The sequence below is a fragment of the Sphingomonas quercus genome, from assembly GCF_018863195.1.
GTDB classification, from domain to species: Bacteria; Pseudomonadota; Alphaproteobacteria; order Sphingomonadales; family Sphingomonadaceae; genus Solisphingomonas; species Solisphingomonas quercus.
In genome coordinates this window covers 1-24,315 of record NZ_JAHKRT010000008.1, presented here as the reverse complement: position 1 = coordinate 24,315, position 24,315 = coordinate 1, and the positions used below count along the sequence as shown (strand labels likewise).

The following is a 24,315-nucleotide window of genomic DNA, read 5'->3' as shown; positions in this document are numbered from 1 at the left end:
CCATGGACTATCAGCTGATCGGTTCGATGCTTGCCGGCGTGACGGCGCTGGCGGCGTTCGTGGCCCTTTATGCCGTCATGACGGTGCGCGACCCGATGGCCCGCCGGGTCAAGGCGCTCAACGAGCGGCGTGAACAGCTCAAGGCCGGCATCGCCGGCTCCACCAAGCGCGCCCGCGCCAATGTCGCCCGCAAGCGGCAGGGCAAGCGCCACATGCACGCGCTGCTCTCCAGCCTGAAGATGCTGCAGGACAGCCAGCTCCGGTCGATCCAGACCCGGCTGATGCAGGCCGGCATCCGCAGCAAGGACGCCGCGATCAGCGTCGTGTTCTGGCGGATGGCGGGCCCGGTGATCCTCGGCCTCGTCATGGTCACCGGGGTCTATGGCCTCGACTGGTTCGCAGACTGGGGGCCGATGCAGCGCTATCTGCTCGTCGCCGGCACGCTGGTCGGCAGTTACAAGGCGCCCGACCTGTGGCTGCGCAATGCCGTCACCAAACGCCTCGACGCGGTTCGCAAGGGCCTGCCGGACGCGCTCGATCTGCTCGTCATCTGCGCGGAAGCCGGCCTAACCATTGACGTCGCCTTCGACCGCGTGGCGCGCGAGGTGGGCCGCGCCTATCCCGAACTCGGCGACGAGTTCGGGTTGACCTCGATCGAACTGGGCCTGCTCACCGACCGCCGCTCGGCCTTCCAGAATCTCGCCGAACGCGTGCCGCTCGATGCCGTGAAGGGCGTCGTCACGACCCTCGTCCAGACCGAAAAATACGGCACCCCGCTCGCCTCGGCGCTGCGCGTGCTGTCGGCCGAATTTCGCAACGAGCGGATGATGCGCGCCGAGGAAAAGGCCGCCCGCCTGCCGGCGATCATGACGGTGCCGCTGATCCTGTTCATCCTCCCCACCCTGTTCATCGTCATCCTCGGCCCGGCAGCGTGCAGCATTTCCGACGCCTTCTCCAAGGGCGGAGTCTGATGCAGATTTGCCGGACAGTCGGTTGAATGATTGACGGCATTGCACGGCTTTCCTAGAGTCATTGCATTCAGTTCGATCAGGAGAGACGGGATGGCCGACAAGGCTCGGCTTGAAGCGCAGCTTAGCGAACTCCAGGCGCGGCTGGAGCGGATCGATATCGATCTGGCGGAGCCGCTCAATGCCGACAGTTCCGAACAGGCCGTGGAAATGGAGGACGACGCCTCGCTGGAAGCGCAGGCGGCGCTGATCCGCAATCAGATCGCCTCCGTCCGCCGCGCCCTGGCGCGCATCGCCGACGGGACCTATGGCGAATGTGCCCGCTGCGGCGCCCGGATCGCGCCCGGCCGGCTCGAAGCCCGCCCCGAGGCCTCGCTGTGCATCGATTGCGCGCGCAAGGTGGCGTAGACGACAGGAACGCGAAACCCCGCAGCATCGTTGTGAAGGCGTCAACCGGCAGGAGCCGAACCGATGCTCACCTTCACTACAAACCAGCTCGTCATACTGGGCCTGACGCTGATCCTTGGCTGGCTGCTCGGCCTCGCCTCGCGGTCGGGCGGGGCGAAATGGCGGCGCGAAGCGGAACGCGATCGCGAGCGGGCCGAGCAGGCCGAGGCCCGCGTCGCCGCCGCCAATGCGCGCATCGCCGAGCTTGAGCGCAGCGCCCATCCGATCGGTCCGGGCACCGCCGCCGCCGTGGGCGCGGCTGCGCGCGGCGGACGGGACGATCTCGCCCTGATTCACGGCGTCGGCATCGAGCGCGAAACGCGGCTGAACGAAGCCGGCTATCTGCGCTATCGCCAGATCGCCGAACTGTCTGATCGCGAGGTCGTACAACTGGAGGGCCGGATGGGCCTCGACCCGGGCACGATCGACCGCGAGCAATGGCGTGCCCAGGCCGCCGCGCTTGCCCGCGGCGGCACCGACAAGCCCGCCTTCAGCTGGACCGGCAATCCGACGGTATAACGCTTCCCCGCTCTCGCGAGGAGGGAGACGGCCCGGAGCGCCAGAGAGGGGCGGATGCGAAGCAGACCGCCCCTCCCCGGCAAGTCGGGGAGAGAGACAAGGCTTACCGCGCCTTCAGCGCCGCCTGCGCCGCCGCAAGCCGGGCAATCGGCACGCGATAGGGTGAGGCCGATACATAATCGAGGCCGGCCGCCTCGCAGAAGGCGATCGAGGCGGGATCGCCGCCATGCTCGCCGCAAATGCCGAGCTTGATGTCAGGCCGCGTCGCCCGGCCGCGCTCGGCGGCGAGGCGGATCAGCTCGCCTACGCCCTCGATATCCAGGCTGACGAACGGATCGCGCGCATAGATGCCCTGGTCGACATAGGCAGTGAGGAAGCGCGCGGCATCGTCGCGGCTCACACCCAAGGTGGTCTGGGTGAGATCGTTGGTGCCGAACGAGAAGAACGCGCCAACTTCCGCGATCTCGCCGGCCTTGAGCGCGGCGCGCGGCAGCTCGATCATCGTGCCGACCAGATAATCGAGGGTGCGCCCCTTCTCGGCGAACACGGCGGCGGCAGCCCTGTCGATCACCGCCTTCATCAGCTCCAGCTCGCGCCTGGTGGCGACGAGCGGGACCATCACCTCGGGGATCGGCGCCGCGCCGGATTTCTCGGCCACGTCCACCGCCGCCTCGAAGATGGCGCGGGCCTGCATCTCGTAGATTTCGGGATAGGTCACGCCGAGACGGCAACCGCGATGGCCGAGCATCGGGTTGAACTCATGCAACTCCGCCGCCCGACGGCGCAGCGCCTCGACGCCGAGGCCGGTGGCCTTGGCGACTTCCGCGAACTCCGCCTCCTCATGCGGCAGGAATTCGTGGAGCGGCGGATCGAGCAGGCGGATCGTCACCGGCAGGCCGGCCATGATCTCGAAAATCTCGGTGAAGTCGGCGCGCTGCTCCGGCAGCAGCTTGGCCAGCGCCGTGCGGCGGCCCGCCTCGTCTTCGGCGAGAATCATCTGGCGCACCGCGGTGATGCGCTCGGCGTCGAAGAACATGTGTTCGGTGCGGCACAGGCCGACGCCCTCGGCCCCGAAATCCCGCGCGGTGCGGCAATCGAGCGGGGTCTCGGCATTAGCGCGCACCTTGAGCCGGCGCACCGTGTCCGCCCAGCCCATCAGCACGCCGAAATCGCCGGCCAGCTCCGGCTGCACGGTCGGCACGCGTCCGGCCATCACTTCGCCGGTGGCGCCGTCGATGGTCAGGATATCACCCGCGCGGAATTCGCGGCCGTCGACGCGGAGCACGCCCGCCTTGGCGTCGATCGCCAGCGTGCCGGCGCCAGACACGCACGGCCGGCCCATGCCGCGCGCCACCACGGCGGCGTGGCTGGTCATGCCGCCGCGCGCCGTCAGGATGCCCTTTGCGGCGTGCATGCCATGAATATCCTCGGGCGAGGTCTCGACGCGGACGAGGATCACGTCCTCGCCCCGCTCGGCCTGCTGCTGCGCGGTCTCGGCATCGAACACGATCGCTCCGGAAGCGGCACCGGGCGAAGCGGGCAGGCCCCGGGCGACGACGTCGCGCGGCGCCTTGGGGTCGAGCGTCGGGTGGAGCAGCTGGTCGAGCGCGGCCGGATCGACACGGGCCACCGCCTCGTCATGGCTGATCAGGCCCTCGTTCGCCATGTCCACCGCGATCTTCAGCGCGGCCTTGGCGGTGCGCTTGCCCGAGCGCGTCTGGAGCATCCAGAGCTTGCCCTGCTGCACCGTGAACTCGATGTCCTGCATGTCGCGATAATGGTTTTCGAGCAGGTCGAAGACGTGCGCCAGCTCGACATAGGTCTCCGGCATCGCCTCTTCCATGGAGAGCGGCTTGGCGCCCGCGGCCTCGCGGGCGGCCTTGGTAAGATATTGGGGCGTGCGGATGCCGGCGACGACATCCTCACCCTGCGCGTTTATCAGGAACTCGCCATAGTAAGCGCGGTCGCCCTTGGCCGGATCGCGGGTGAAGGCGACGCCGGTCGCCGAGGTGTCGCCCATATTGCCGAACACCATCGCCTGCACGTTGACGGCCGTGCCCCAGTCGCCCGGGATATCGTTCAGGCGGCGATAGACCTTGGCGCGCTCGGACTGCCAGGAGCCGAACACCGCACCGACCGCACCCCATAGCTGGTCATGCACGTCCTGCGGGAAAGGCTTGTTCCACTGTTCCTCGACGATGGCCTTGTAGCGAACGACCAGCGCCTGCCAGTCGGCGGCGCCCAGCTCGGTGTCGAGGGTGACGCCGAGATCCTCCTTGGCGATCTCAAGCGCCTCCTCGAAGGCGCCGTGATCGAGCTCCAGCACGACGTCGGAATACATCTGGATGAAGCGGCGATAGCTGTCCCAGGCGAAGCGCTCGTCTCCCGAGGCGGCGGCAAGGCCCTTCACCGTCTCGTCGTTGAGGCCGAGGTTCAGCACCGTGTCCATCATCCCCGGCATCGAGACCCGCGCGCCCGAGCGCACGGAAACGAGCAGCGGGTCGGCGGCGTCGCCAAATCGCTTGCCGGTCACGCCCTCGATATGGGCGATGCCGTCCGCCACTTCGTCGCGCAGGCTGTCGGGAAACCGCTCGCCCTCCTGGTAATAGCGGGCGCACATCGCTGTGGAGATGGTGAAACCGGGCGGCACCGGCAGGCCGATCGACGCCATTTCGGCAAGGTTCGCGCCCTTGCCACCAAGCAGGTTCTTGTCGCCCTTGCCGCCATCGGACACGCCGCCACCGAATCGGTAGACATAACGCTCAGAGTCGTTCGCTGCTGCAGCACTCGCCATGTTACTACCCCCGCTCCTTTTATATCTAAGCGCCCTTTGCACGCGTCATCGACTCATTCAAGTCAGACGCGCCGGCCGGCATTTCGTTGCGGTGAAGCGCGACCTTGGTCGTACATGTCGGCTGTCCCGGCTCGCCCTCAGCCCTCAATTCGTGAGAAATCTGCCACGCGCTGCACTGCATCGCGAATGCGCACGAGCAGGCCGAGCCGGGTGCGGCGCTTGTCCTGATCGGCGTCGTTGACGGTCACCTTGTCGAAGAACCCGTCGATCGGCGCGCGCAGGCCGGCCAGTGCCCGCATCGCCTCTTCGAACTCCTCGGCGGCGACAGCCGCGGCGGCTGCGGATTCGGCGATGTCGAGGGCCGCGAGCAGCGCCTGCTCCTCGGGCAACGGATCATAGCCGATGGCGGTGGCCGGCGGGAATGCCGCCCCGTCCTTCTTCTCCTCGATGCGCAGGATATTGGCGGCGCGCTTGAAGCCGGCGAGCAGGTTGGCCCCGTCCTCGCTCGCGACGAATGACTGGAGCGCCGCCACCCGCGCGAGCAGGCGGACGAGATCGTCCTCCCCGCCGAGCGCGAACACCGCGTCGATCAGGTCATGCCGCACGCCCGCCTCGCGCTGCTGCACCTTGAGGCGATCGGCGAAGAAATCGAGCAGGTCGCCGCTGGCCACTGCCATGCGCAGGCCGTTGGCGGTGACGATCTGGATGACGCCGAGGGCCGCACGGCGCAGCGCGAACGGATCGCGCGAACCGGTCGGCTTCTCGTCGATGCCGAAAAAGGCGCGCAAAGTATCGAGCTTGTCGGCGAGCGCGACCGCCACCGACACCGGCGCGGTCGGCACATCGTCGCCCTGCCCGGCCGGCTTGTAATGATCGCGGATCGCCGCGGCGACCTGAGGGTCGAGCCCCTGGCGTGCGGCATAATAGCCGCCCATCACGCCCTGCAACTCCGGGAACTCGCCGACCATGCCGGTGACGAGATCGGCCTTGGCGAGGCGGGCGGCCTGTTCGGCGAGCGCCGGGTCCGCCCCCTTGACGATGCCCTGCTCCACCAGCCAGCGGGCGAGCTTCGCCACCCGCTCCACCTTGTCGGCGATGGTGCCGAGCTTCTCGTGGAAGACGATGCCGGAAAGCTTCTTCGCCAGTTCCTCCAGGGGGATTTTGAGGTCCTGTTCCCAGAAGAATTTCGCGTCCGACAACCGCGCGGACAGCACCTTGGCGTTGCCCGCAGCAATCGCCTGCCCGCCGTCCGCCGCGGCGATGTTCGCGGTGCAGATGAAGTTCGGCGCCAGCGCGCCCTTCCCGTCCACAGCCGCGAAATATTTCTGGTTGGTGCGCATGGTGAGCTGGATCACCTCGCGCGGCACGTCGAGAAAGGACCGGTCGAAATGGCCGAGCAGCGGGACCGGCCATTCGGTGAGCCCGGCATTCTCCGCCACCAGCCCCTCGTCGGGGATCACCGACAGGCCCGCCCCGGCGGCCAGCGCAGCCGCGGAATCGCGGATGATCGCCTGACGCTCGCGCGGATCGACGATGACATGGGCGGCGCGCAGCCGATCGGCGTAATTGGCGATGGCGTCGATCGTCACCGCGTCCGGATGATGGAAGCGATGGCCGACCGTCTCGCGGCCGGCGGCCACCCCCTCGATCACGACCGGCACCACCTCGTCGCCCAGCAGCGCGACGATGCCGGACAGCGGCCGCACCCAGCGCAGCGCGCCGTCCCCCCAGCGCATCGACTTGGGCCAGGGGAAGGCGCGCACGATCGCCGGAATCGCCTCTGCGATCACCTCGGCGGTGGCGCGGCCGGGCTTCTCGATCACCGCGAACAGCACCGCGTTGCCCTTGGCATCCGTCCGCTCGACGAGTTGGTCGCGGGTCAGCCCGGTCTTGCCGAGAAAGCCGGCGAGCGCCTGTTCCGGCGCGTCGGCGCGCGGGCCCTTCACCTCCTCCGACACCGCTTCTGTCGCAAGCGGCAGATCACGCGCGATCAATGTGAGGCGGCGCGGCGTGGCATAGGTCTCGATCGCGGCGGGCTTGAGGCCGGCCTTGCCGATCTCGTCCGTGAACAGGCGGGCAAGATCGGCCGCAGCCTTCTCCTGCATGCGGGCGGGGATTTCCTCGGAGAGGAGCTCGAGCAGAAAATCGGCCATGATCAGGCGTCCCACCCGTTCTTTTCCATCCACGCCTGGCACGAGCCCTTCGCGAGATCGCGCACGCGCCCGATATAGGCCTGACGCTCGGCGACGGAGATCACGCCGCGCGCCTGCAGCAGGTTGAAGATATGGCTGGCCTTGATCGCCTGATCATAGGCCGGCAGCGGCAGTCCGCGCGCGATGCACGCCTGGCATTCGGCGGCCGCGTCCTTGAACCACTGGAACAGGGTCTCGGTATTGGCGACCTCGAAATTATAGGCCGAGAATTCTTTCTCGTTCTCGAGGAACACGTCGCCATAAGTGACGCCTGCGTCGTTGAAGGCGAGATCGTACACCCGGTCGACATTCTGGATGTACATCGCCAGTCGTTCCAGCCCATAGGTCAGCTCGCCGGTGACGGGGCGGCAATCATAGCCGCCGACCTGCTGGAAATAGGTGAACTGGGTCACCTCCATGCCGTCACACCACACTTCCCAGCCCAGGCCCCAGGCACCGAGCGTCGGGCTCTCCCAGTCATCCTCGACGAACCGGATATCGTGCCGGGCGAAGTCGATGCCGATCGCGGCGAGGCTGCCGAGATAAAGCTGCTGCATATCCGCCGGCGAGGGCTTCAACACCACCTGATACTGGTAATAATGCTGAAGCCGATTGGGGTTCTCGCCATAACGCCCATCGGTCGGGCGGCGCGACGGCTGCACATAGGCCGCCTTCCATGGCTTCGGCCCGAGCGCGCGCAACGTCGTTGCGGGGTGGAAGGTGCCCGCCCCCATCTCGACGTCATAAGGCTGGAGGATGACACAGCCCTGCCGGCTCCAATAATCATGAAGCGTCAGGATCAGCCCCTGAAAGCTGAGCGGTTTTGTCGGTTCGGCCATGGCTGGGGCATTGGCGGGGCGGGCGCGCCCGGTCAAGCCAGCCTGTCGGTCCGCGAGGGCGCCTGCCCCGGTGGGGCGGGATAATGGCTCAGCGCCCTGGTGCGATCGCTGGAGAAGCGCGAGACGCCGTCGTTGAACGGATAGTCCAGCCAGGGCGGATCGGGATAGCTCTCCAGCCAGTTGAAATTCATGCTGGAGAAGTCGAGCCCGCCCTTGCCGGCCGCGTGATCCAGCCCGGCAATGATCGGCCGGTTGTCCAGCCAGCCGGACCGCGCGCTGTCCTCGCGAAGCGTGGCACGGTTGGCGTCAATCAGCGCTGCCGACCATTTGAGCGCGGCGCGCGTGTCGTCCGACATCTGGGCATGGAGCGCGTTGATCGCCATTGCCCGCGCGCGCGGATCCCCCTCGTGGGGCGCGAGCGACCGGGCGAGCCGGGCATCCAGAGCCCCGCTCGCCTCCGCCGACTGATCGTCCGAGAAAAAGCCGTCGCGGTTGAGCGTGACGCGGGCCAGCTCGTCGTCGCTGAACAGCGCCCCGTCCGCGCTGCCAGCCTCATCGCGGGCGTTCATCCGTTCGCGCAAGGCGTCGCCGACGGCCAGCGCCGCCCGGGCTTCGTCCGAGAGACTGACGACATCCCCCGCCGCTGCCGCAGCGGGCGGAAGGGCCAGGTTGAGGGCCGGCGGGCTGCCCCCGGCCGGGATGCGCGGCTCTGGCTGTGCTGCAACAGATGATATCGACTCCAAGGCCATAAGCGCCCCATCAAGACCGTCTCACCCGCCCTGATCATAGACCCGGATCGTTACGCATGCGTCATCGAAATCCGTAAACGCCGCTCATACCGAGCGTGTGAACACTCCCACCAGTTCGACATGGGTCGACCAGCGGAACTGGCCGACCGGCGTGATGCGATCGAGACGATAGCCGCCGTCCACCAGGGTTCTGGCGTCACGCGCGAAGGTGGCCGGATTGCAGGAGACATGGACGATGCGCGGCACCGTCGAGGCGGCGAGCGCGACGGCCTGCTCGCGCGCGCCGGCGCGCGGCGGATCGAGGACCACGGCCGCGAAGCGGGACAGCTCGTCCGGTGTCAGCGGCCGCCGGAACAGGTCGCGATGCTCGACGGAAACCGGCCGCTGCGCACGCCCGGCGGCGATCTTCAGCGACAGCGCGGCATCGCGCGCGCCCTCGACGGCCAGCAGCCTCGCCGTCTCGGAAAGCGGCAGCGCGAAGGTGCCGAGGCCGGAAAAGAGATCGGCGACCGTCGGCGCATCACCTACGCCTTCGCGGACGGCCGCGGCGAGCGCCGCCTCGCCGTCGGCCGTCGCCTGCAGAAAGCCGCCCTGCGGCAGCGACACCGGCACGCCGCCGAGGGTAATTGTGACAGCCGCCGGCTCCCACCGCGCCTCCGGACCGTAGCCGCTGTCGAGCGACAGGCGGGCGAGGCGGTGGCGCTCGGCGAAGGCGGTGATCGCCTCGGCGGCGGCGAGCCCGTCCGCCTCGACCTTCTCCAGCAGCAGATCGACGCCCTGATCGGTCAGGGTCATTTGCACGCCGGCCGCGCGACGGTCAGCAAGCAGCGCCGGCAGCATCATCCGCAGCGGCTTCAACAGCGCGAAAAGCTCCGGGTGGAGGATATGGCATTCGGCGAGATCGACGATGCGGTGACTGGCCGCCTCGTTGAACCCGATCAGGATCTGACGCCCCCGCCGTTCGGCGCGGAGCGAGGCGCGGCGACGGGTGCGTGGCGGCGAAATATGGGCCGGCGCCAGTTCGGGCACCGCCAGGCCCTGGGTGGACAGCGCAATGGCGACGCGCTCCCGCAGGAAATCGGCATAGGCGGCGTCATCGACGTGCTGGAGCTGGCAGCCGCCGCATATCGGGAAGTGCCGGCAAGGCGGCACGGCATGGTGCGGGCCGGGAATGACCACGTCACCCTCGACCCTGTCCCCCGGCGCGGCGAAGGGCATGGCGCGGCCGGAGTCGGTAATGCCTTCGCCACGGGCGGCGATGCGCCGGATCGTCTCGCTCACAGGCATTCGCCGAGCGCGGCGGGGAGGTGCACCGGCAGATCGTCGGCGATCAGCGCCGGGCCGGCGAGCGCAGCGGCCCGCCCGTGCAGCCATAGCGCGGCCTGCACGGCGGCGAAGGGATCGGCGATTTGTGCCAGCATCGTGCCGATGATGCCGGCCAGCACGTCGCCGGTGCCGGCACTGGCCAGCCATGGCGAGGCGATCGGCGCCACTGCGGCGCGGCCGTCCGGCAGGGCGACGATCGTCGTCGCGCCCTTGAGCAGCACGATCGCGCCGGCCCGCGCCGCCGCATCGCGCACCGCGACGAGGGGATCGTCGCCGACCGGCCCGAACAACCGCTCGAACTCACCCCGATGGGGCGTCAACACGCGCGTGCCGCCGCCGCCAAGCCGCGACAGGCCGAGCCGGCGCAGCAGGCCGAGCGCCCCGGCGTCCAGCACCAGCGGCCGGGCCAGGTCCAGCGCCGCCTCCAGCCGCTCGCGTCCCGCCGCGTCGTCGGCGAGGCCGGGACCGATGACGACCGCCGAGATGCGCTCGTCGGCCAGCACCGTCTCGCTCCACGGCCGGCGGACGATGGCATAGGGCGGCGCGGTTTCCGCCCCGTCGATGACCAGCTCGACATAGCCGGCACCGGCACGCTGCGCGCCGAGCGCGGCGAGATGCGCGGCGCCGGCCATGCCGCCGCCGATCACGACGACCTTGCCGCGCGTATATTTGCTGCTCTGGGCATCCGGCCCGGCCAGGGTCGGCCGCCCGATGCGGCTCAGCGCCGGCTCGGCGGACGGCGCCAGCCCGATCGGCGCCAGCACCGTCTCGCCACACGCCAGTGCCGCCGGGGCGAGGACATGCGCGGGCTTGAGCACGCCGAGCGCCACCGTCAGATCAGCGCGGACATGGCCGCCCGGCACGGCGCCGCTATCGGTGACGACGCCGCTCGGCAGATCGACCGCCACGATGGTCTCGGCGTCCAGCGCCTCCAACCATCCGGCGACCGCCTCGTCGAGTGGCCTCAACGAGCCCGATCCGAACAACGCGTCGATCAGCAGGTCCGCCCGGGCAGGACTGCCCGACATCGCCTCGACCGGCCCGCCCCACCTCTCCCGCATCGCCTGCGCAGACGGCGTGCGCGGCTCGGCGAGCGCAGCGACACGGACCGCAAAGCCCTGCTCCGCCAGCGCGCGCGCGATCACATAGCCGTCGCCGCCATTATTGCCCGGCCCGCACGCGACCAGCACGGCGCGGCCCGGGAAACGCGCGGCGACGATCTCCGCCACCGCCCTGCCCGCCTGCTCCATGAGCGCCTCGGGCAAGACGCCGGCGTCGAACAGGCGCTGCTCGGCCGCGCGCGTCTCGGCAGCGGTGAGGATGATGGTGTCGGGCGAGGCGGGCATGCCCTGCCCTCTCACCCGAAGCGCGCGGGATCAAGCCCCACCCTCCCCACATCCACCGCCGTCGTGCTGGAACGGGCTCAAGGTGGCGGGATCGTCAGATATCGGCGTAGACGTGCGTCTCCGCCCGGGCTCCCGGGTGCGTCACCGCGCCCTGCCACGCCGGTCCGACATTCCGGGCGTAGCGCCACAAGGCGCCGGCCTGATAGTCATTCTGGCGCGGCCGCCACCTTGCGCGGCGCTCGGCCAGCACGTCCTCGGCGACGTCGAGGTCGATGGTGCCCGCCTCGGCGTCGATCCTGATCAGGTCGCCATCCTCGACGAGCGCGATCGGCCCGCCATCGGCCGCCTCCGGCCCGACATGGCCGATGCAGAAGCCGCGCGTGCCGCCCGAGAAGCGCCCGTCGGTGATCAGCGCCACCTTCTCGCCCAGCCCCAGCCCGTACAGCGCCGCGGTGGTCGACAGCATCTCACGCATGCCCGGGCCGCCCTTCGGCCCCTCGTAGCGGATGATGATCACCGAACCCTCGGCGATGTCGCGGCTCTCGACGGCGGCGAAGGCATCCTCCTCGCAATCGAACACCCGCGCCGGCCCTTCGAACTGCAGGCGATGCATGCCGGCGACCTTCACGATCGCGCCGTCCGGCGCCAGACTACCCCTGAGGCCGACGACGCCGCCGGTTGGGGTGATCGGCGTCTTCGCGTCGTAGATCACCTTCTGATCGGGGTTCCACGTCACCTCGTCGATATTCTCGGCGAGCGTCTTGCCGGTCACCGTCAGGCAATCGCCGTGCAGATAGCCCTCGGCAAGCAGGGTCTTCATCAGCATGTAGACGCCGCCCGCCTCATGCATGTCCTTGGCGACATAGCGGCCACCGGGCTTCAGGTCGGCGATATAGGGCGTCGTCTTGAAGATCTCGGCGACGTCGAACAGCGAGAAGTCGATCCCCGCCTCGTTGGCCATTGCCGGCAGGTGCAGCGCGCCGTTGGTCGATCCGCCGGTCGCCGCGACGATACGCGCGGCGTTTTCGAACGCCTCGCGAGTGCAGATGTCGCGCGGGCGGATATTCTTTTCGAGGATCGCCATCACCTGCCGCCCCGCCGCGCGCGCGATCTCGTCGCGGCCGCGATAGGGCGCGGGCATCATGTTGCTGTTGGGCAGCGACAGGCCGATCGCCTCGCCGACACAGGCCATGGTGTTGGCGGTGAACTGGCCGCCGCAGGCACCATGGCCGGGGCAGGCCACCTTCTCCAGCGCGTGCACCTGGCTGAGCGGGCAAGCGCCCGCCGCATATTTGCCGACGACCTCGAACACGTCGACGACGGTGACGTCCTTGTCCTCGAACCGGCCCGGCAGGATCGAGCCGCCATAGACGAAGATCGCCGGCACGTTCAGCCGGAGCATCGCCATCATCATGCCGGGCAGCGACTTGTCGCAGCCGGCGAAGGCGACCAGCGCGTCATAGCAATGGCCGCGCACCGAAAGCTCGACCGAATCCGCGATCACCTCGCGACTGACCAGCGAGGATTTCATGCCCTGATGGCCCATGGCGATGCCGTCGGTGACGGTGATGGTGTTGAAGCGGCGCGGCATGCCGCCGCCCGCAATGACGCCCTCGCGGCAAATATCCGCCTGCTCGTCGAGCGTGGTGTTGCACGGCGCCGAATCATTGCCGGCGGACGCCACGGCCACGAACGGCCGGGCGATCTCCTCCTCGGTCAGGCCCATCGCGTAATAGTAGCTGCGGTGCGGCGCGCGCTCGGGACCGACCGAAACGTGGCGGCTGGGCAGGCGGGATTTGTCGAACTGGGGCATTGCGACTCTCGGGGCTAGTGATCGGCGAACGGCAGGCCGCCTAGCCTTTAACCCGCCCCTCGCGCAAGTTCTGAATTACAGATGCCGCAATTGGCGCAATAATATTGCACCATCGGGCGACCCCGCCGGGGTCGGCGATGAGATCCTGCCGCACTTCGAGGCCGAGGTAGGGGATTCCGTTCGCCTCGGCGTGGCGGTCCATCGTGTAGTTGAGGACGCGGCCCGAATAGGGTTCGTTGTCGCCCGTGACGACGCCCGCCGCGATCAGCGCCGGGATCGCCAGCCGGGCGGCGCGCTCGTCCTGATTGTAGAGCACGCCGACCTGCCAAGGCCGCTCTATCCGCGGATCGGCGGCGAGACGCGGCGTGAAGCTGTGCAGCGACAGGATCAGCGCCGGCGGCGCCGCGGCGATGGTCTCGGCGATGGCTGCGTGCCACGGCCGCCAGAAACGCGCCACCCTTGCCGCGCGGCCGGCCGCGTCGAGCGCGGCGTTGCCGGGGATGGCGTAGCCGTCGCTGATCGCCGGCACGAGACCGGGCGCGTCTTCGATCCGGTTGAGATCGACGACGAGCCGCGAGACGCTGGCGAGCAATGCGGGGCAACCGAGCGCCGCGCACAACGCCCGCGCGAGGGGCGCGACCCCGATATCGATGGCGACATGCTCGTCCAGAAGCGACGGCGCAACGCCGAGGTCGATATCCGGCGGGACGTGATTGGAGGCGTGATCGGCGATGAGCAACAGGCCGGTCGCGATGTCGCCCGGGATGCGATGCGGAAGGCCATCATCATGGCGGGGAATGATCACGGAGCCCCTTCGAAACCTTGTCGTCATGCTGAACGCGCCCGGGCATCTGCGGGCCACCCGTTGCGGACCCTGGACCAGGTTCAGGGCGACAGGGTGCGAAGCCGCGTCGCCAGCCGCCACCAGCGCCGGTCGATCGCGACCGCCGCCGCATCGCGGGCGGCCTCGTCGGCGAACAACGCGAAGCAGGTGGCGCCCGAACCCGACATGCGCGCCAGCGTCACCCCCGGCTGCGCGGCCAACGCCGCCAGCACATCCGCGATCATTGGCACCAGCGTCACCGCCGGCGCCTGGAGATCGTTGCGCCCCGTCCGCCAGTCGGGGCCGAGCGGGCCGCGGTCCTGCCGGTCCCACGCGGCGAACACCGGACCCGTCGCCAGCGGCACGCGCGGATTGACGAGGAGAACGGGCAGGCCGGCCAGTTCAGCATCGCCAGCCGGCGCGAGCACATCGCCCCGCCCCAGGCCGAGCACCGGCCGCGACACGAGGCAGGCCGGCACATCGGCGCCGAGCGTGGCGGCAAGCGTCATCAGGCGCGCATCGCCGGGGTCGATGCCATTGATCCGCGCGATCAGCCGCAGCGCGGCCGCCGCATCCGCCGACCCGCCGCCGATGCCGGCCGCCACCGGCAGGCGCTTGACGAGGGTCAGCGGCGGCGCGGTCAGCCCGAACAGGGCGGCAATGCCATCCGCGGCGCGGCGGACAAGATTGTCCGGGCCGGCTGAAAGGCCATCGGCAAACTCACCCGTAATGGCCAGCGGCACGGCGCCCTCGCCGGCCAGCGCCACCGTGTCGCCATCTTCGCAAAAGGCGAACAGCGTCTCCAGCCGGTGATAACCGTCAGGTTCCCGCCCCCGGACATGGAGCGCGAGATTGAGCTTCGCGAACGCCGTTTCCGATCCGATCACGGGCGGGCGGGCGGCCCGTTCTCGATCTTCGCGAGCAGCCGGCCCTTCTTGTCGTCGCTGGCGTAGACCGAGGCTGCGCGCCATGCATAGCGCGCCTCGAAACGGCGCCCGGCGGCCCAATAGGCGTCGCCGAGATGATCGTTGATGTCGGCGTCGCCCGGCTCGCCGGCCACCGCCTTTTCCAGCGTGGAGATCGCCTGCGGCAGGCGACCGAGGCGATAATAGGCCCAGCCGAGCGAATCGGTGATCGCCGGATCGTCGGGCGCGAGGCGATTGGCCTTTTCGATCAGCTGCGCGGCGCCGGCGATGTCCTCGCCCCGTTCCAGCCGGGCATAGCCGAGATAGTTGAGCGCCGCGGCGGAGTCGGGTGCCATCGCCACGGCCTTTTCCAGCGCCGGCCGGGCGGCCGCCCAGTCGCCTGCCCGCTCCAGCGCACCGCCGCGCAACAGCCACAGCACGGCAAGGCCGGAACCGGCCGGATCGGGATTCGCCTCGGAAAGCGCGATCGCCTTGCCATAGGCGTCGGCGGCGTCCGCCGGCTTGTCGAGTTGGTTGAGGATATCGCCGACACGGGTCCATTCGGCCGCGCCGGCACCCTTGGCGGTGGCCGCGGCGCGGGCGAGACCGAGTGCCTCCTCGGCGCGATCCTCCCGCACCAGCAGGCGCAGGCGCAGGTCGCGGGCGGCGGTGGCGAAGGGATCGTCGGCGGCGACCCTGCCCAGCGCGTCGAGCGCAAGATCGTTGAGCCCGACGCCGGCAAGCAGGGTGGTCGTCACCAGCCAGCTCTCGGCATTGTCAGGATCGAGGAAGGTGGCGATCCGCGCCAGCGACAGCGCCACCGGCGTCACCCGGTCGCGATTGAGATCGGCGGCGACGCGGGTGAGCAGCTCGCCCATGCCGGCCGCCGGCGTCCGGATTGCACCGGGTAGCCGCCGTCCCGCCGAGACGATCGCGCGCGCCTCGACGAACAGCGCGTCATCGCCCTGCAGCACGGCGAGCGCGCGGGTGCGCTCGTCGGGCTTGGACGGGTCGAGCGCCGCCGCGGCCGCCAGCCGCAGGCGAACCTCGCGGCCGCCGCGGGTCGCGGACATGGTCGCAAGCTGGGAGATGCCTTCGGCCATCCTGCCCCCGGCGATGAGCAGCAGCGCGCGATGCTCGGCGATATAGGGAAGCGCGATAGCCCCGCCCTTGCCGGGCACCAGCAGCGGCATCGGATCCTTGCCCTCGCCGAAACTGATCCACGCCTGGATGATCGGCGTCAGGAAACCGAACACGTCGCCATCGGGCATGGCGGCCAGCGCGGCGCGGGCGCGCGCCCAGTCCCGGCGCTGCACGGCCTCCGCGATCAGCAGCAGCCGCCCGTCGGACGGCAGCGCGTCGGCGGCCTGGAGGTTGCGCGCAGCGGCGAGCGCGGCGCGGAAATCGCCGGCCGACACCGCCTGCCGATAGACCCGGCTACCCAGCCGCGCGTCCGGGGTCAGCGCATAGGCGGCGGCATAGCCGGCGGCGGCGCGGTTGAGGTCGCCATTCGCATCGGCGGCGCGGGCGAGGACGTAATCGGTGGCCGCCGTGCGATCGGGCGCGCGGTCCACCGCGGCGGCCGGGGCGGCGATGAGGGCCAGGGCGAGCGGCGCGGCAGCGAGCGGGCGGAAACGGATCATGGCCACCTTGTAGCCCGCTTCCGCCGCCGGGCGAAGACCCGCCATGCCATCACATATTGGGATAGTTCGGCCCCCCGCCGCCCTCGGGCACCACCCAGTTGATGTTCTGGGTCGGGTCCTTGATGTCGCAGGTCTTGCAGTGAACGCAGTTCTGCGCGTTGATCTGAAGCCGGGGGGCGCCCGTCTCCTGGCCGACGATTTCATAGACTCCGGCCGGGCAATAGCGCTGCTCCGGCGCGTCATACAGGCGCAGGTTGACGTCGATCGGCACCGACGCATCCTTGAGCGTCAGGTGGATCGGCTGATCCTCCTCGTGATTGGTGTTCGACAGGAACACCGAGGACAGCCGATCGAAGCTGATCACCCCATCGGGCTTCGGATAGGCGATCGGCCTGGCGAGGTCCTTGCGCAGCAGCCCCTCATTGTCGGGGTGATGGCGCAGCGTATACGGCAGGCCGATGCCGATGGTGCGCATCCACATGTCGATGCCGGACCACATCGTGCCCACCGCCGCGCCGAAGCGCGCCAGCGCCGGCTCGGCGTTGCGGACGGTCTTCAGCTCCCTCGCGATCCAGCTCGTCTCGAGCGTCGCCGGATAGGCGGACAGCTCATCCCCGGTGCGGTCGATGCCCAGCGCGGCGAAGGCGGCCTCGGCAGCGAGCATGCCGGATTTCATCGCCGTATGACTGCCCTTGATGCGCGGCACGTTGACGAACCCCGCCGAGCAGCCGATCAGCGCGCCGCCGGGGAACACCAGTTTCGGCACGGATTGCCACCCGCCCTCGTTGATCGCCCGCGCGCCGTAGGAGACGCGCCGCCCGCCCTCGATGATGCCGCGGATGGCCGGATGCTGCTTCCAGCGCTGGAACTCCTCGAACGGCGAGAGATGCGGGTTGCGATAGGAGAGGCCGACGACGAAGCCGAGCGCGACCTGATTATTCTCCTGATGATAGAGAAAGCCGCCGCCCACCTCGTCGTTGAGTGGCCAGCCCTGGGTATGGATGACGCGGCCGGGGACGTGCTTGTCGGCTGGAATCTCCCACAATTCCTTGAGACCGAGGCCATAGACCTGCGGCTGGCTGTCGGCGTCCAGCGCGAAGATGCGCTTCAATTCCTTGGTGAGATGGCCGCGCGCGCCCTCCGCGAAGAAGGTGTATTTCGCGTGCAGTTCCATGCCGGGCTGGTAGTCGGGCTTGTGTGTGCCGTCGCGCGCCACGCCCATGTCGCCGGTGGCGACGCCTTTCACCGCGCCGACATCGTCGAACAGGATCTCCGCCGCCGCGAAGCCGGGGAAAATCTCCACGCCCAACGCCTCGGCCTGCCCGGCCAGCCAGCGGCAGAGATTGCCGAGCGAGCCGGTATAGGTGCCCTTGTTGCTCATCAGCGGTGGCAGCAGCAGATGCGGCATCGGATACCGCTTCGTCTCGCTCAACAGCCAATGGTGGTTCTCGCTTACCGGCACCGTGAGGGGGCAATCACCCTCCCGCCAGTCGGGGAGCAACTCGTCGAGGGCAATCGGGTCGATCACCGCGCCGGACAGGATATGGGCGCCGACCTCCGAGCCCTTCTCCAGCACGCAAACCGAGACTTCGCGTCCTTCGGCCTGGCTCAATTGCTTGAGGCGGATCGCAGCGGCGAGGCCGGCCGGGCCGGCGCCGACGACCACCACATCATAATCCATTGATTCCCGGTCAGACATCGCAACTTCCTCTCGCGACGGGCGTGATCGTCCGTCCGTCGCACGCGGTAACCATTCCGCCACGCCTGGCCGTGCCCTGAGATTGACGACGGCGTCAACCTCTGTGTCTATGCGCGCAATGCGAGCAGGGGATGGAGAAAGGCTCCACGCCGAGGTCGCGAGCGTCCTCGACTGGTGGGTTTTGGCGGGGGTCGATATGGCCGTCGCCGAGGACGCGCGTGACTGGCTAAGGCCGATTGCGCCGCCGCCGGCGGCTGCCGAGGTGCCCGCCGTCGAGGCCGCCGCCCAGCCGGCGCTGCCCGACACGCTGGACGGCTTCGTGCAATGGCTGGCCGGGCATGACGACGACGCCCTGCTCGGGCCGCGCCTGCGCCGCGTTGCTCCCGAGGGCGACGCCACGGCGGCGCTCATGATCCTCGTCGACATGCCGGGACAGGAGGATGCCGAGGAAGGTCGGCTGCTGTCCGGTGCGGCCGGGCGACTGCTCGATCGCATGCTCGCCGCGATCGGCGCCGCGCGCGACGGCACCTGGCTGGCTCCGCTCAGCCCGGCGCGCCCGGCCGGCGGACGCATCGCTGCGCAGCATCTCGCGCCGCTCGCCGCGATGGCGCGGCATCAGCTCGCTCTGGTCAAGCCCGATCGGCTCATCCTGTTCGGCGCGCAAGCGGCGGAAGCGATGCTCGGCCTCGGCCATGCCGATGCGCGGGGGAGATTACACAATATCAACGGCATCCCGACTATTGCCACATTTAACCCGCAAGTGCTGCTCGGCGCACCGGCCATGAAGGCGGGCGCCTGGGCCGATTTGCGGCTGATGCTCAAAGGGGAGCAATGATGATCCGTCCTCTGCTGATCGGCGTGGCCCTGACCGCGCTCGCGGCGCCGGCCCTCGCCGAAGAGATGACGCCGACGTCCGGCCCGTTTGCATCGACCGGCCCGGCCGCGGCCACCCCGCAGCCCGTCGCCGGCACCTCCACGCCCTCCGCCCAGATCCTCACCGACGCACAGCGCGACGGCTATCGCGCCATCTTCTCGGCAATCCGATCGAGCCGCTGGGACGAGGCCACCGCCCAGCTCGACGCGATGGGGGACGGGCCGCTGCACGCCGTCGCGCGCGCCGAGCTGCTGCTCGCCAAGGGCAGCCCGCGTGCCAGCAGCGAAGCGCTCTCCGCCCTGCTCGCCCGCGCGCCCGATCTGCCCGAGGCGCCGCAGCTGGCCGCGCTGCTCCGCAAGCGCGGCGGCAGCGATGTCGTCATTCCCGATCTCCCCCAGCCGCGCCAGATGATGCCGGTGCGCGGCCAGCCGCGCCGGCTGTCGGCGCGCTCCAACTCCGCCGATCTCGCCGCCGCCCGGCTGGCGCAGGAGATCCGCCCGCTCGTCAAGGAAGACCGCGCCGGCGAGATGGAAGGCTATCTCCTCACCGAGCAGGAACAGCTGTCGCCCGAGGCGCGCACCGAATGGCAACAGCGCATCGCCTGGACCTATTACCTTGCCGGCGATGACGAGAATGCGCTGCGCCTCGCCCTCACTGCCGGCCAGGGCATCGGCGATTTCGCCAACCAGGCGGATTGGGTCGCCGGGCTCGCGGCGTGGCGGCAGGACAAGTGCGACGCCGCCGGCCAGGCCTTCCAGCAGGTCGCCGGCAATGCCCGCGACGACGAGATGCGCGCCGCCGGCCTGTTCTGGTCGGCCCGCGCCGACATGGTCTGCCGCCACCCGGAGCGGGTCGAGACCAAGCTTCGTCAGGCCGCCGCCATTCCGGAAACCTTCTACGGGCTGATCGCCTCGCGCTCGCTGGGCATCGCGCCGCCGCCGCCGGCAAAGCGCGCCGCCCTCGGCCCGGCCGAATGGTCGACGCTGCAGCCGCATTCCAACGCCCAGGCGGCGGTCGCGCTGGTCTCGATCGGCGAATTGTCGCTGGCCGACAAGATGATCCGCTGGCAGGCGCAGATCGGCCAACCCTCCGATCATGGCGCGCTGCTCCATCTCGCAAGCCAGCTCGATCTGCCGGCGACCCAGATCTGGCTCGCCCACAACTCGCCCAACGGCCTCCGCCCGGACGTCACCGCGCGCTATCCGGCGCCGGGCTGGACGCCGCAAAATGGCTGGCAGGTGGATCGCGCCCTCGTCTACGCTCACACGCTCCAGGAATCCGCGTTCCGCACCGACGCGGTCAGCGTCGCCGGCGCGCGCGGCCTGATGCAGGTGCTGCCGACGACGGCCGACCTGATGAACCGCCGCCAGGGCCTCGGCCCCGCCGATCGCGGCACGCTGAACGATCCGTCAGTCAATCTCGCCTATGGCCAGCAGAGTCTGCAATGGGTGCGCGACATGCCCGCGACCGAGGCATTGCTGCCCAAGGTGATCGCCGCCTTCAACGCCGGCCCCGGCGCGGTGCAGCGCTGGAATCCGTCGTCGCGCGACGGCGGCGATCCGCTGCTGTGGATCGAGAGCATCCCTTATACCGAGACGCGTGCCTATGTCGCGACGGTGCTGCGCAACTATTGGATGTACCAGCGTCAGGAGGGCAAGCCGCAACAGAGCCTGACCGCGCTGGCGCAAGGCATGTGGCCGCGCTTTCCGGGCATGACCGGGGCGGACGGGGTGCGCATCCAGCGGACGATGCCGGCGCCGGTGCGCATGGCCGTGGTGATGCCGCATGACCGCGCCAATCCGCTGGCCCCCGATCGTTCGCCGTTCGACAGCGGCGTGATGGTCGCCGATGCCAGCGCCCCGGCGGGAGGCAGCGATGCCGCCTCCGGCACGCCGACGCTGGCCAGTGTTCCGGCGACCGCCTCAGCCTCGACGGCGACACTGGCCAGCGCGCCGGCCCGGGCGCTGGCCAGCGCCGCCGCCGCCGGCTCGCAGAGCCTGACAGTGGTCAAGGAAGTCGCCAAATCGCTGGCAACGCCCGTGGTCCGCGCCCGCACGACCGCGCCCGGCAGTGGCCTCGACGCGATCCTGCTGCCGATCCTCAAGCAGGAGCTGCCCAAGGCCCGCGCCGGCGTGAAGGCGATCACCGGGGTCACTGCCAAGGCCTCGGTGCGCTAGCCTCAATGTGCCCCGGTTTCGGCGACGGCGAGTTCGTTGCCGGCCGGGTCGCAGAAGTGGAAGCGGCGTCCCCCCGGGAAAGCGAAGATCGGCCGGACGATGCGCCCGCCGGCCGCTTCCACGGCCGCCAGTGCCGCGTCCAGCCCCTCGACCTCGATGACCGCCAGCGGCAGCGCCGCCGCCTCCGCGAAATCGCCCTGGAGACCGATGTCCGTGTCGCCGCTGGTCGTCGCCGCATAGGTCGGGCCGAACTCGGCCAGCGACCAGCCAAAGGCCGACTCATAGAAGGCCCTGGCCTTGCCAACATCGCGCGCCGGCAATTCCACATAGTTTAATCGCGCCATGGTTCACCCCTCAATGTTCCCGCTATGTTCTAGACGGCCTCACGGCCGTCGTCAACGGAGGGGGCACGCACCTGCCGGACCGCAGCCGGGCGAAAAAATGGACATATCCGGCATGTCGAAACCATCGGAATTATAAATTGGTCCGATGAGGGTGACGGACCCATCATCGCCGTGGATAAGTGCCCGCGCAGGAGGCGATGTGACGGACGTGTTCGACTTCGATCTGGCGCGCATGCGGTCGCGGCGGCGTTTCTTGAGCGAATTGGGCGCGGGCGGCGGCGCTCTTCTCGCCGCGCCAGCCCTTGCGCAGTCGCTGGTCGATCTGCGGTTCCCGGGAGGACCGTCGACAAGGCCGATGACCAGCGCCTTCCCGCAGAAGGGCGCGATGATCCTCCAGCGCGCCCGGCCGCCGCTCCTCGAGACGCCGATGGAGGTGTTCGACGGGAGCGTGTTCACCCCCAATGACCGCTTCTTCGTGCGCTGGCACTGGGCCGACATCCCGACCTCCATCGACGTCGCGCGCTATCGCATTGCCGTGCGGGGGCATGTCGGCCGGCCTCTCTCGGTCAGCCTCGACGAGTTGCTGCGCATGCCGCGGGTTGAGCTGGCCGCGGTGAACCAGTGCTCGGGCAATTCGCGCGGGCTGTTCCAGCCGCGGGTTCCCGGCGCGCAGTGGCGGCATGGCGCGATGGGCAACGCCAAATGGCTGGGTGTCAGCCTTCGCCACCTGCTCGATCTCGCCGGTGTCCGGCCCGGTGCGACGACAGTGCGGTTCGGTGCGCTCGATCAGCCTCTGGTGCCGGAGGCGCCCGATTTCGCGAAGTCGCTGGCCCTCGATCATGCCCGCGACGGCGAGGTGATGATCGCCTTCCAGATGAACGGCGAGCAGCTTCCCCTGCTCAACGGCTTCCCGGTGCGTCTCGTCGTGCCGGGCTGGTATTCGACCTATTGGATGAAGATGCTGAACGACATCGAGGTGCTGGATCACCCCGATGACGGCTATTGGATGGCCAAGGCCTACAAGATCCCGGACACGCCCAACGCGAACGTGTCGCCCGAGACCAAGGACTTCCCGTCCGTGCCGATCAACCGGATGGTGCCGCGTTCGTGGATCACCAGCTGGTCCGATGAGGCGAGGCTGGCCTTTGCCCCCCGATTGGCGATGGGCGGGATCGCCATGGGCGGCGACAGCGGCGTGGCGCGTGTCGACCTGTCGGCGGATGGCGGGCGGACCTGGCAGCCCGCGAGGCTGGGGCCGGATGAGGGCAGATACGGCTTCCGGCGCTTCGATGCCGATGTCCGCATGCCCGGACCGGGCACGGTGACGCTGATGAGCCGCTGCACCAATGGCGCCGGCGTCACCCAACCGATGGCGCCGAACTGGAATCCGGGCGGCTTCATGCGCGGCTGCGTCGAGACCACCACCATTACCCTGAGCTGAGGCCCGGCGATGCGCGATATCACGACCAGACTCATCGGCGGCGGCGCGGCGCTGGCGGCAATGCTCGCACTCGCGGCGATGGGCACGCCGCGTCGCGTCGCGGCGGCGGCGCCGCTCCAGGCGGGAACGGGCATCGCCCCGGCCCGCGCAACGGGCGGCGGCGTCACCCTGCGCTCGGCCGCGATCGAGCTCGGCGCCGACGAACCGACCTTCCCGGACGGCCCGCATGCCGACGCGGTCAACGACAATTGCCTCGCCTGCCATTCGGCGAGCATGGCGCTCACCCAGCCGAGACTGAGCGCCGGCCAGTGGCAGGCAATCGTCGAGAAGATGCGCGACGCCTACAAGGCGCCGATCCCGGCGGCCGCGATACCGGACATCGTCGCCTATCTCACGGCCGTCAGCGCAAGGCTGCCGGCCGACGAGAAGCGCGAGACGACGGCTAAATGATCCGGTTCAGCCTCGGGCATCAGGCATGACGCTCGAACAGTTGCGCATCTTCGTCAGGGTGGCGGAACTGGAGCATGTCACCCGCGCCGCCGAGGCGCTTAATATCACCCAGTCGGCGGCGAGCGCGGCGATCGCCGCGCTGGAGGCGCGCCACGGCGTGGCTCTGTTCCACCGTGTCGGCCGCCGGATCGAGCTGACCGACGCCGGGCAGATCCTCCTCGTCGAGGCGCGCGCAGTGCTCGGCCGCGCCGCCAGCGCCGCGCAGGCGCTGGCCGATCTTGGCGCGCTCAAGCGCGGTACGTTGCGGCTGGTCGCCAGCCAGACGATCGCCAGCTACTGGCTGCCCCGCCATCTCGCCGCCTTCCGCCTCCGCTATCCGTCGGTCGACGTGCAGCTGGCCATCGCCAATACCGATCGTGCGGCCGAGGCGGTGCGAAACGGCACCGCGGAGCTGGGGTTCGTCGAGGGCGTGATCGATGATCCGGCACTCGCGCTCTGGCCGATCGCGGCCGACCGGCTGATGCTCGTCGCCGCCGAGGAGGGGCCTCTTTCGGTCGACGCCCCCTGGCTGCGGGCAGCGCGCTGGATCATGCGCGAGCCGGGGTCGGGCACCCGCTCCTCGTTCGAGGAGGCGTTGCGTGGCCTTGGCGTCGAGCCGGCCGCGCTGGATGTCGCGCTCGTTCTGCCCTCGAACGAGGCGGTGCGCAGCGCGGTCGAGGCCGGGGCCGGGGTGGCGGCGCTGTCCGCGCTGGTCGTGGCGCCGTCGGTGGCCACCGGCGCCCTCGCCGCCCTTCCGCTGACCCTACCGGGCCGCCCCTTTTTCGGGCTGCGGCACAAGGAGCGCTATCGCAGTCGCGCCGCCGATGCCCTGCTCGACCTCATCCGCGAGACGATCTGCGCCCAGGGGGCGGGCGGGCCTTGACGCTACGCCAGGGCCATCCCGCCGCCCGGCCGGCTCATATGTGG

20 protein-coding genes are annotated in these 24,315 nt (G+C 69.7%); 8 read left to right on the top strand and 12 right to left on the bottom strand.

Annotation, left to right across the window (positions count from 1 at the left end; all coding sequences use genetic code 11):
* The first annotated feature begins 2 nt into the window (after nucleotides 1–2).
* The 3 genes from KOF26_RS14280 (at nucleotide 3) to KOF26_RS14270 (ending at nucleotide 1,934) form a co-directional block, all read left to right on the top strand.
* Complete coding sequence (locus tag KOF26_RS14280) at nucleotides 3–971, top strand: type II secretion system F family protein (protein WP_216326375.1); 969 nt, start codon at nucleotides 3–5, stop codon at nucleotides 969–971.
* Between the two features lie 90 nt (nucleotides 972–1,061).
* The gene (locus tag KOF26_RS14275) at nucleotides 1,062–1,376 is read left to right on the top strand and encodes a TraR/DksA family transcriptional regulator (RefSeq protein WP_216326373.1); all 315 of its coding nucleotides are present in this window, start codon (nucleotides 1,062–1,064) and stop codon (nucleotides 1,374–1,376) included.
* Between the two features lie 63 nt (nucleotides 1,377–1,439).
* On the top strand, nucleotides 1,440–1,934 hold the full coding sequence (locus KOF26_RS14270; protein WP_216326370.1) for a helix-hairpin-helix domain-containing protein: 495 nt from the start codon (nucleotides 1,440–1,442) through the stop codon (nucleotides 1,932–1,934).
* A gap of 103 nt (nucleotides 1,935–2,037) precedes the next feature.
* On the opposite strand, the gene ppdK is transcribed toward KOF26_RS14270, so the two are convergent.
* The 11 genes from ppdK to KOF26_RS14215 all read right to left on the bottom strand — a co-directional run bounded on the left by ppdK (nucleotide 2,038) and on the right by KOF26_RS14215 (nucleotide 18,063).
* Nucleotides 2,038–4,728, bottom strand: a complete 2,691-nt coding sequence (ppdK, locus tag KOF26_RS14265) for a pyruvate, phosphate dikinase (RefSeq protein ID WP_216326367.1) — start codon at nucleotides 4,726–4,728, stop codon at nucleotides 2,038–2,040.
* 137 nt (nucleotides 4,729–4,865) lie between these two features.
* The gene (gene glyS / locus KOF26_RS14260) at nucleotides 4,866–6,881 is read right to left on the bottom strand and encodes a glycine--tRNA ligase subunit beta (RefSeq protein ID WP_216326862.1); all 2,016 of its coding nucleotides are present in this window, start codon (nucleotides 6,879–6,881) and stop codon (nucleotides 4,866–4,868) included.
* 2 nt (nucleotides 6,882–6,883) lie between these two features.
* Entirely contained in the window at nucleotides 6,884–7,759 is an 876-nt protein-coding gene (locus KOF26_RS14255; RefSeq protein ID WP_216326362.1) for a glycine--tRNA ligase subunit alpha, read from the bottom strand.
* A 32-nt stretch (nucleotides 7,760–7,791) separates the two neighbouring features.
* Complete coding sequence (locus tag KOF26_RS14250; RefSeq protein ID WP_216326357.1) at nucleotides 7,792–8,328, bottom strand: hypothetical protein; 537 nt, start codon at nucleotides 8,326–8,328, stop codon at nucleotides 7,792–7,794.
* A 264-nt stretch (nucleotides 8,329–8,592) separates the two neighbouring features.
* On the bottom strand, nucleotides 8,593–9,795 hold the full coding sequence (locus KOF26_RS14245) for a class I SAM-dependent RNA methyltransferase (protein ID WP_216326355.1): 1,203 nt from the start codon (nucleotides 9,793–9,795) through the stop codon (nucleotides 8,593–8,595).
* The gene (locus KOF26_RS14240; RefSeq protein ID WP_216326353.1) at nucleotides 9,786–11,180 is read right to left on the bottom strand and encodes an NAD(P)H-hydrate dehydratase; all 1,395 of its coding nucleotides are present in this window, start codon (nucleotides 11,178–11,180) and stop codon (nucleotides 9,786–9,788) included. Before KOF26_RS14240 ends, KOF26_RS14245 begins: the two co-directional genes overlap by 10 nt.
* A 94-nt stretch (nucleotides 11,181–11,274) precedes the next feature.
* Complete coding sequence (gene ilvD / locus KOF26_RS14235) at nucleotides 11,275–12,993, bottom strand: dihydroxy-acid dehydratase (RefSeq protein WP_216326350.1); 1,719 nt, start codon at nucleotides 12,991–12,993, stop codon at nucleotides 11,275–11,277.
* Between the two features lie 40 nt (nucleotides 12,994–13,033).
* Nucleotides 13,034–13,795, bottom strand: coding sequence for an N-formylglutamate amidohydrolase (locus KOF26_RS14230; RefSeq protein ID WP_435876863.1), 762 nt, complete (start codon nucleotides 13,793–13,795; stop codon nucleotides 13,034–13,036).
* Between the two features lie 83 nt (nucleotides 13,796–13,878).
* Entirely contained in the window at nucleotides 13,879–14,703 is an 825-nt protein-coding gene (locus tag KOF26_RS14225; RefSeq protein WP_435876859.1) for a 4-(cytidine 5'-diphospho)-2-C-methyl-D-erythritol kinase, read from the bottom strand.
* Nucleotides 14,700–16,409 (bottom strand): tetratricopeptide repeat protein, encoded by a 1,710-nt coding sequence (locus KOF26_RS14220; RefSeq protein ID WP_216326342.1) that lies wholly within the window; start codon nucleotides 16,407–16,409, stop codon nucleotides 14,700–14,702. Before KOF26_RS14220 ends, KOF26_RS14225 begins: the two co-directional genes overlap by 4 nt.
* Before the next feature lie 4 nt (nucleotides 16,410–16,413).
* Complete coding sequence (locus KOF26_RS14215) at nucleotides 16,414–18,063, bottom strand: electron transfer flavoprotein-ubiquinone oxidoreductase (RefSeq protein ID WP_216326338.1); 1,650 nt, start codon at nucleotides 18,061–18,063, stop codon at nucleotides 16,414–16,416.
* Between the two features lie 118 nt (nucleotides 18,064–18,181).
* Here KOF26_RS14215 and KOF26_RS14210 point away from each other — a divergent pair, with 118 nt between their 5' ends.
* Both KOF26_RS14210 and KOF26_RS14205 read left to right on the top strand, forming a co-directional pair.
* Nucleotides 18,182–18,898, top strand: coding sequence for a uracil-DNA glycosylase (locus tag KOF26_RS14210; protein WP_216326335.1), 717 nt, complete (start codon nucleotides 18,182–18,184; stop codon nucleotides 18,896–18,898).
* Nucleotides 18,898–21,114: a lytic transglycosylase domain-containing protein gene (locus tag KOF26_RS14205; protein WP_253201466.1), complete on the top strand. Its 2,217-nt coding sequence runs from the start codon at nucleotides 18,898–18,900 to the stop codon at nucleotides 21,112–21,114. The genes KOF26_RS14210 and KOF26_RS14205 overlap by 1 nt, the downstream gene beginning before the upstream one ends.
* 2 nt (nucleotides 21,115–21,116) lie before the next feature.
* Here KOF26_RS14205 and KOF26_RS14200 read toward each other — a convergent pair whose 3' ends face one another.
* Entirely contained in the window at nucleotides 21,117–21,458 is a 342-nt protein-coding gene (locus KOF26_RS14200) for a VOC family protein (protein WP_216326332.1), read from the bottom strand.
* Nucleotides 21,459–21,690: 232 nt separating this feature from the next.
* On the opposite strand from KOF26_RS14200, the gene KOF26_RS14195 reads away from it, so the two are divergent.
* The 3 genes from KOF26_RS14195 to KOF26_RS14185 are packed head-to-tail and all read left to right on the top strand — an operon-like array spanning nucleotide 21,691 to nucleotide 24,271.
* Nucleotides 21,691–22,899, top strand: coding sequence for a molybdopterin-dependent oxidoreductase (locus KOF26_RS14195; protein ID WP_216326859.1), 1,209 nt, complete (start codon nucleotides 21,691–21,693; stop codon nucleotides 22,897–22,899).
* Between the two features lie 9 nt (nucleotides 22,900–22,908).
* Nucleotides 22,909–23,349 (top strand): hypothetical protein, encoded by a 441-nt coding sequence (locus tag KOF26_RS14190; RefSeq protein ID WP_216326329.1) that lies wholly within the window; start codon nucleotides 22,909–22,911, stop codon nucleotides 23,347–23,349.
* Between the two features lie 25 nt (nucleotides 23,350–23,374).
* On the top strand, nucleotides 23,375–24,271 hold the full coding sequence (locus KOF26_RS14185; RefSeq protein WP_216326325.1) for a LysR substrate-binding domain-containing protein: 897 nt from the start codon (nucleotides 23,375–23,377) through the stop codon (nucleotides 24,269–24,271).
* Nucleotides 24,272–24,315: the final 44 nt, after the last annotated feature.

Coding starts and splice junctions, on each gene's coding strand:
- KOF26_RS14280 (WP_216326375.1), top strand. CDS start 3: ATGGACTATCAGCTGATCGGTTCGATGCTTGCCGGCGTGACGGCGCTG.
- KOF26_RS14275 (WP_216326373.1), top strand. CDS start 1,062: ATGGCCGACAAGGCTCGGCTTGAAGCGCAGCTTAGCGAACTCCAGGCG.
- KOF26_RS14270 (WP_216326370.1), top strand. CDS start 1,440: ATGCTCACCTTCACTACAAACCAGCTCGTCATACTGGGCCTGACGCTG.
- ppdK (WP_216326367.1), bottom strand. CDS start 4,728: ATGGCGAGTGCTGCAGCAGCGAACGACTCTGAGCGTTATGTCTACCGA.
- glyS (WP_216326862.1), bottom strand. CDS start 6,881: ATGGCCGATTTTCTGCTCGAGCTCCTCTCCGAGGAAATCCCCGCCCGC.
- KOF26_RS14255 (WP_216326362.1), bottom strand. CDS start 7,759: ATGGCCGAACCGACAAAACCGCTCAGCTTTCAGGGGCTGATCCTGACG.
- KOF26_RS14250 (WP_216326357.1), bottom strand. CDS start 8,328: ATGAACGCCCGCGATGAGGCTGGCAGCGCGGACGGGGCGCTGTTCAGC.
- KOF26_RS14245 (WP_216326355.1), bottom strand. CDS start 9,795: ATGCCTGTGAGCGAGACGATCCGGCGCATCGCCGCCCGTGGCGAAGGC.
- KOF26_RS14240 (WP_216326353.1), bottom strand. CDS start 11,180: ATGCCCGCCTCGCCCGACACCATCATCCTCACCGCTGCCGAGACGCGC.
- ilvD (WP_216326350.1), bottom strand. CDS start 12,993: ATGCCCCAGTTCGACAAATCCCGCCTGCCCAGCCGCCACGTTTCGGTC.
- KOF26_RS14220 (WP_216326342.1), bottom strand. CDS start 16,409: ATGGCGGGTCTTCGCCCGGCGGCGGAAGCGGGCTACAAGGTGGCCATG.
- KOF26_RS14215 (WP_216326338.1), bottom strand. CDS start 18,063: ATGTCTGACCGGGAATCAATGGATTATGATGTGGTGGTCGTCGGCGCC.
- KOF26_RS14210 (WP_216326335.1), top strand. CDS start 18,182: ATGCGAGCAGGGGATGGAGAAAGGCTCCACGCCGAGGTCGCGAGCGTC.
- KOF26_RS14205 (WP_253201466.1), top strand. CDS start 18,898: ATGATCCGTCCTCTGCTGATCGGCGTGGCCCTGACCGCGCTCGCGGCG.
- KOF26_RS14200 (WP_216326332.1), bottom strand. CDS start 21,458: ATGGCGCGATTAAACTATGTGGAATTGCCGGCGCGCGATGTTGGCAAG.
- KOF26_RS14195 (WP_216326859.1), top strand. CDS start 21,691: ATGCGGTCGCGGCGGCGTTTCTTGAGCGAATTGGGCGCGGGCGGCGGC.
- KOF26_RS14190 (WP_216326329.1), top strand. CDS start 22,909: ATGCGCGATATCACGACCAGACTCATCGGCGGCGGCGCGGCGCTGGCG.
- KOF26_RS14185 (WP_216326325.1), top strand. CDS start 23,375: ATGACGCTCGAACAGTTGCGCATCTTCGTCAGGGTGGCGGAACTGGAG.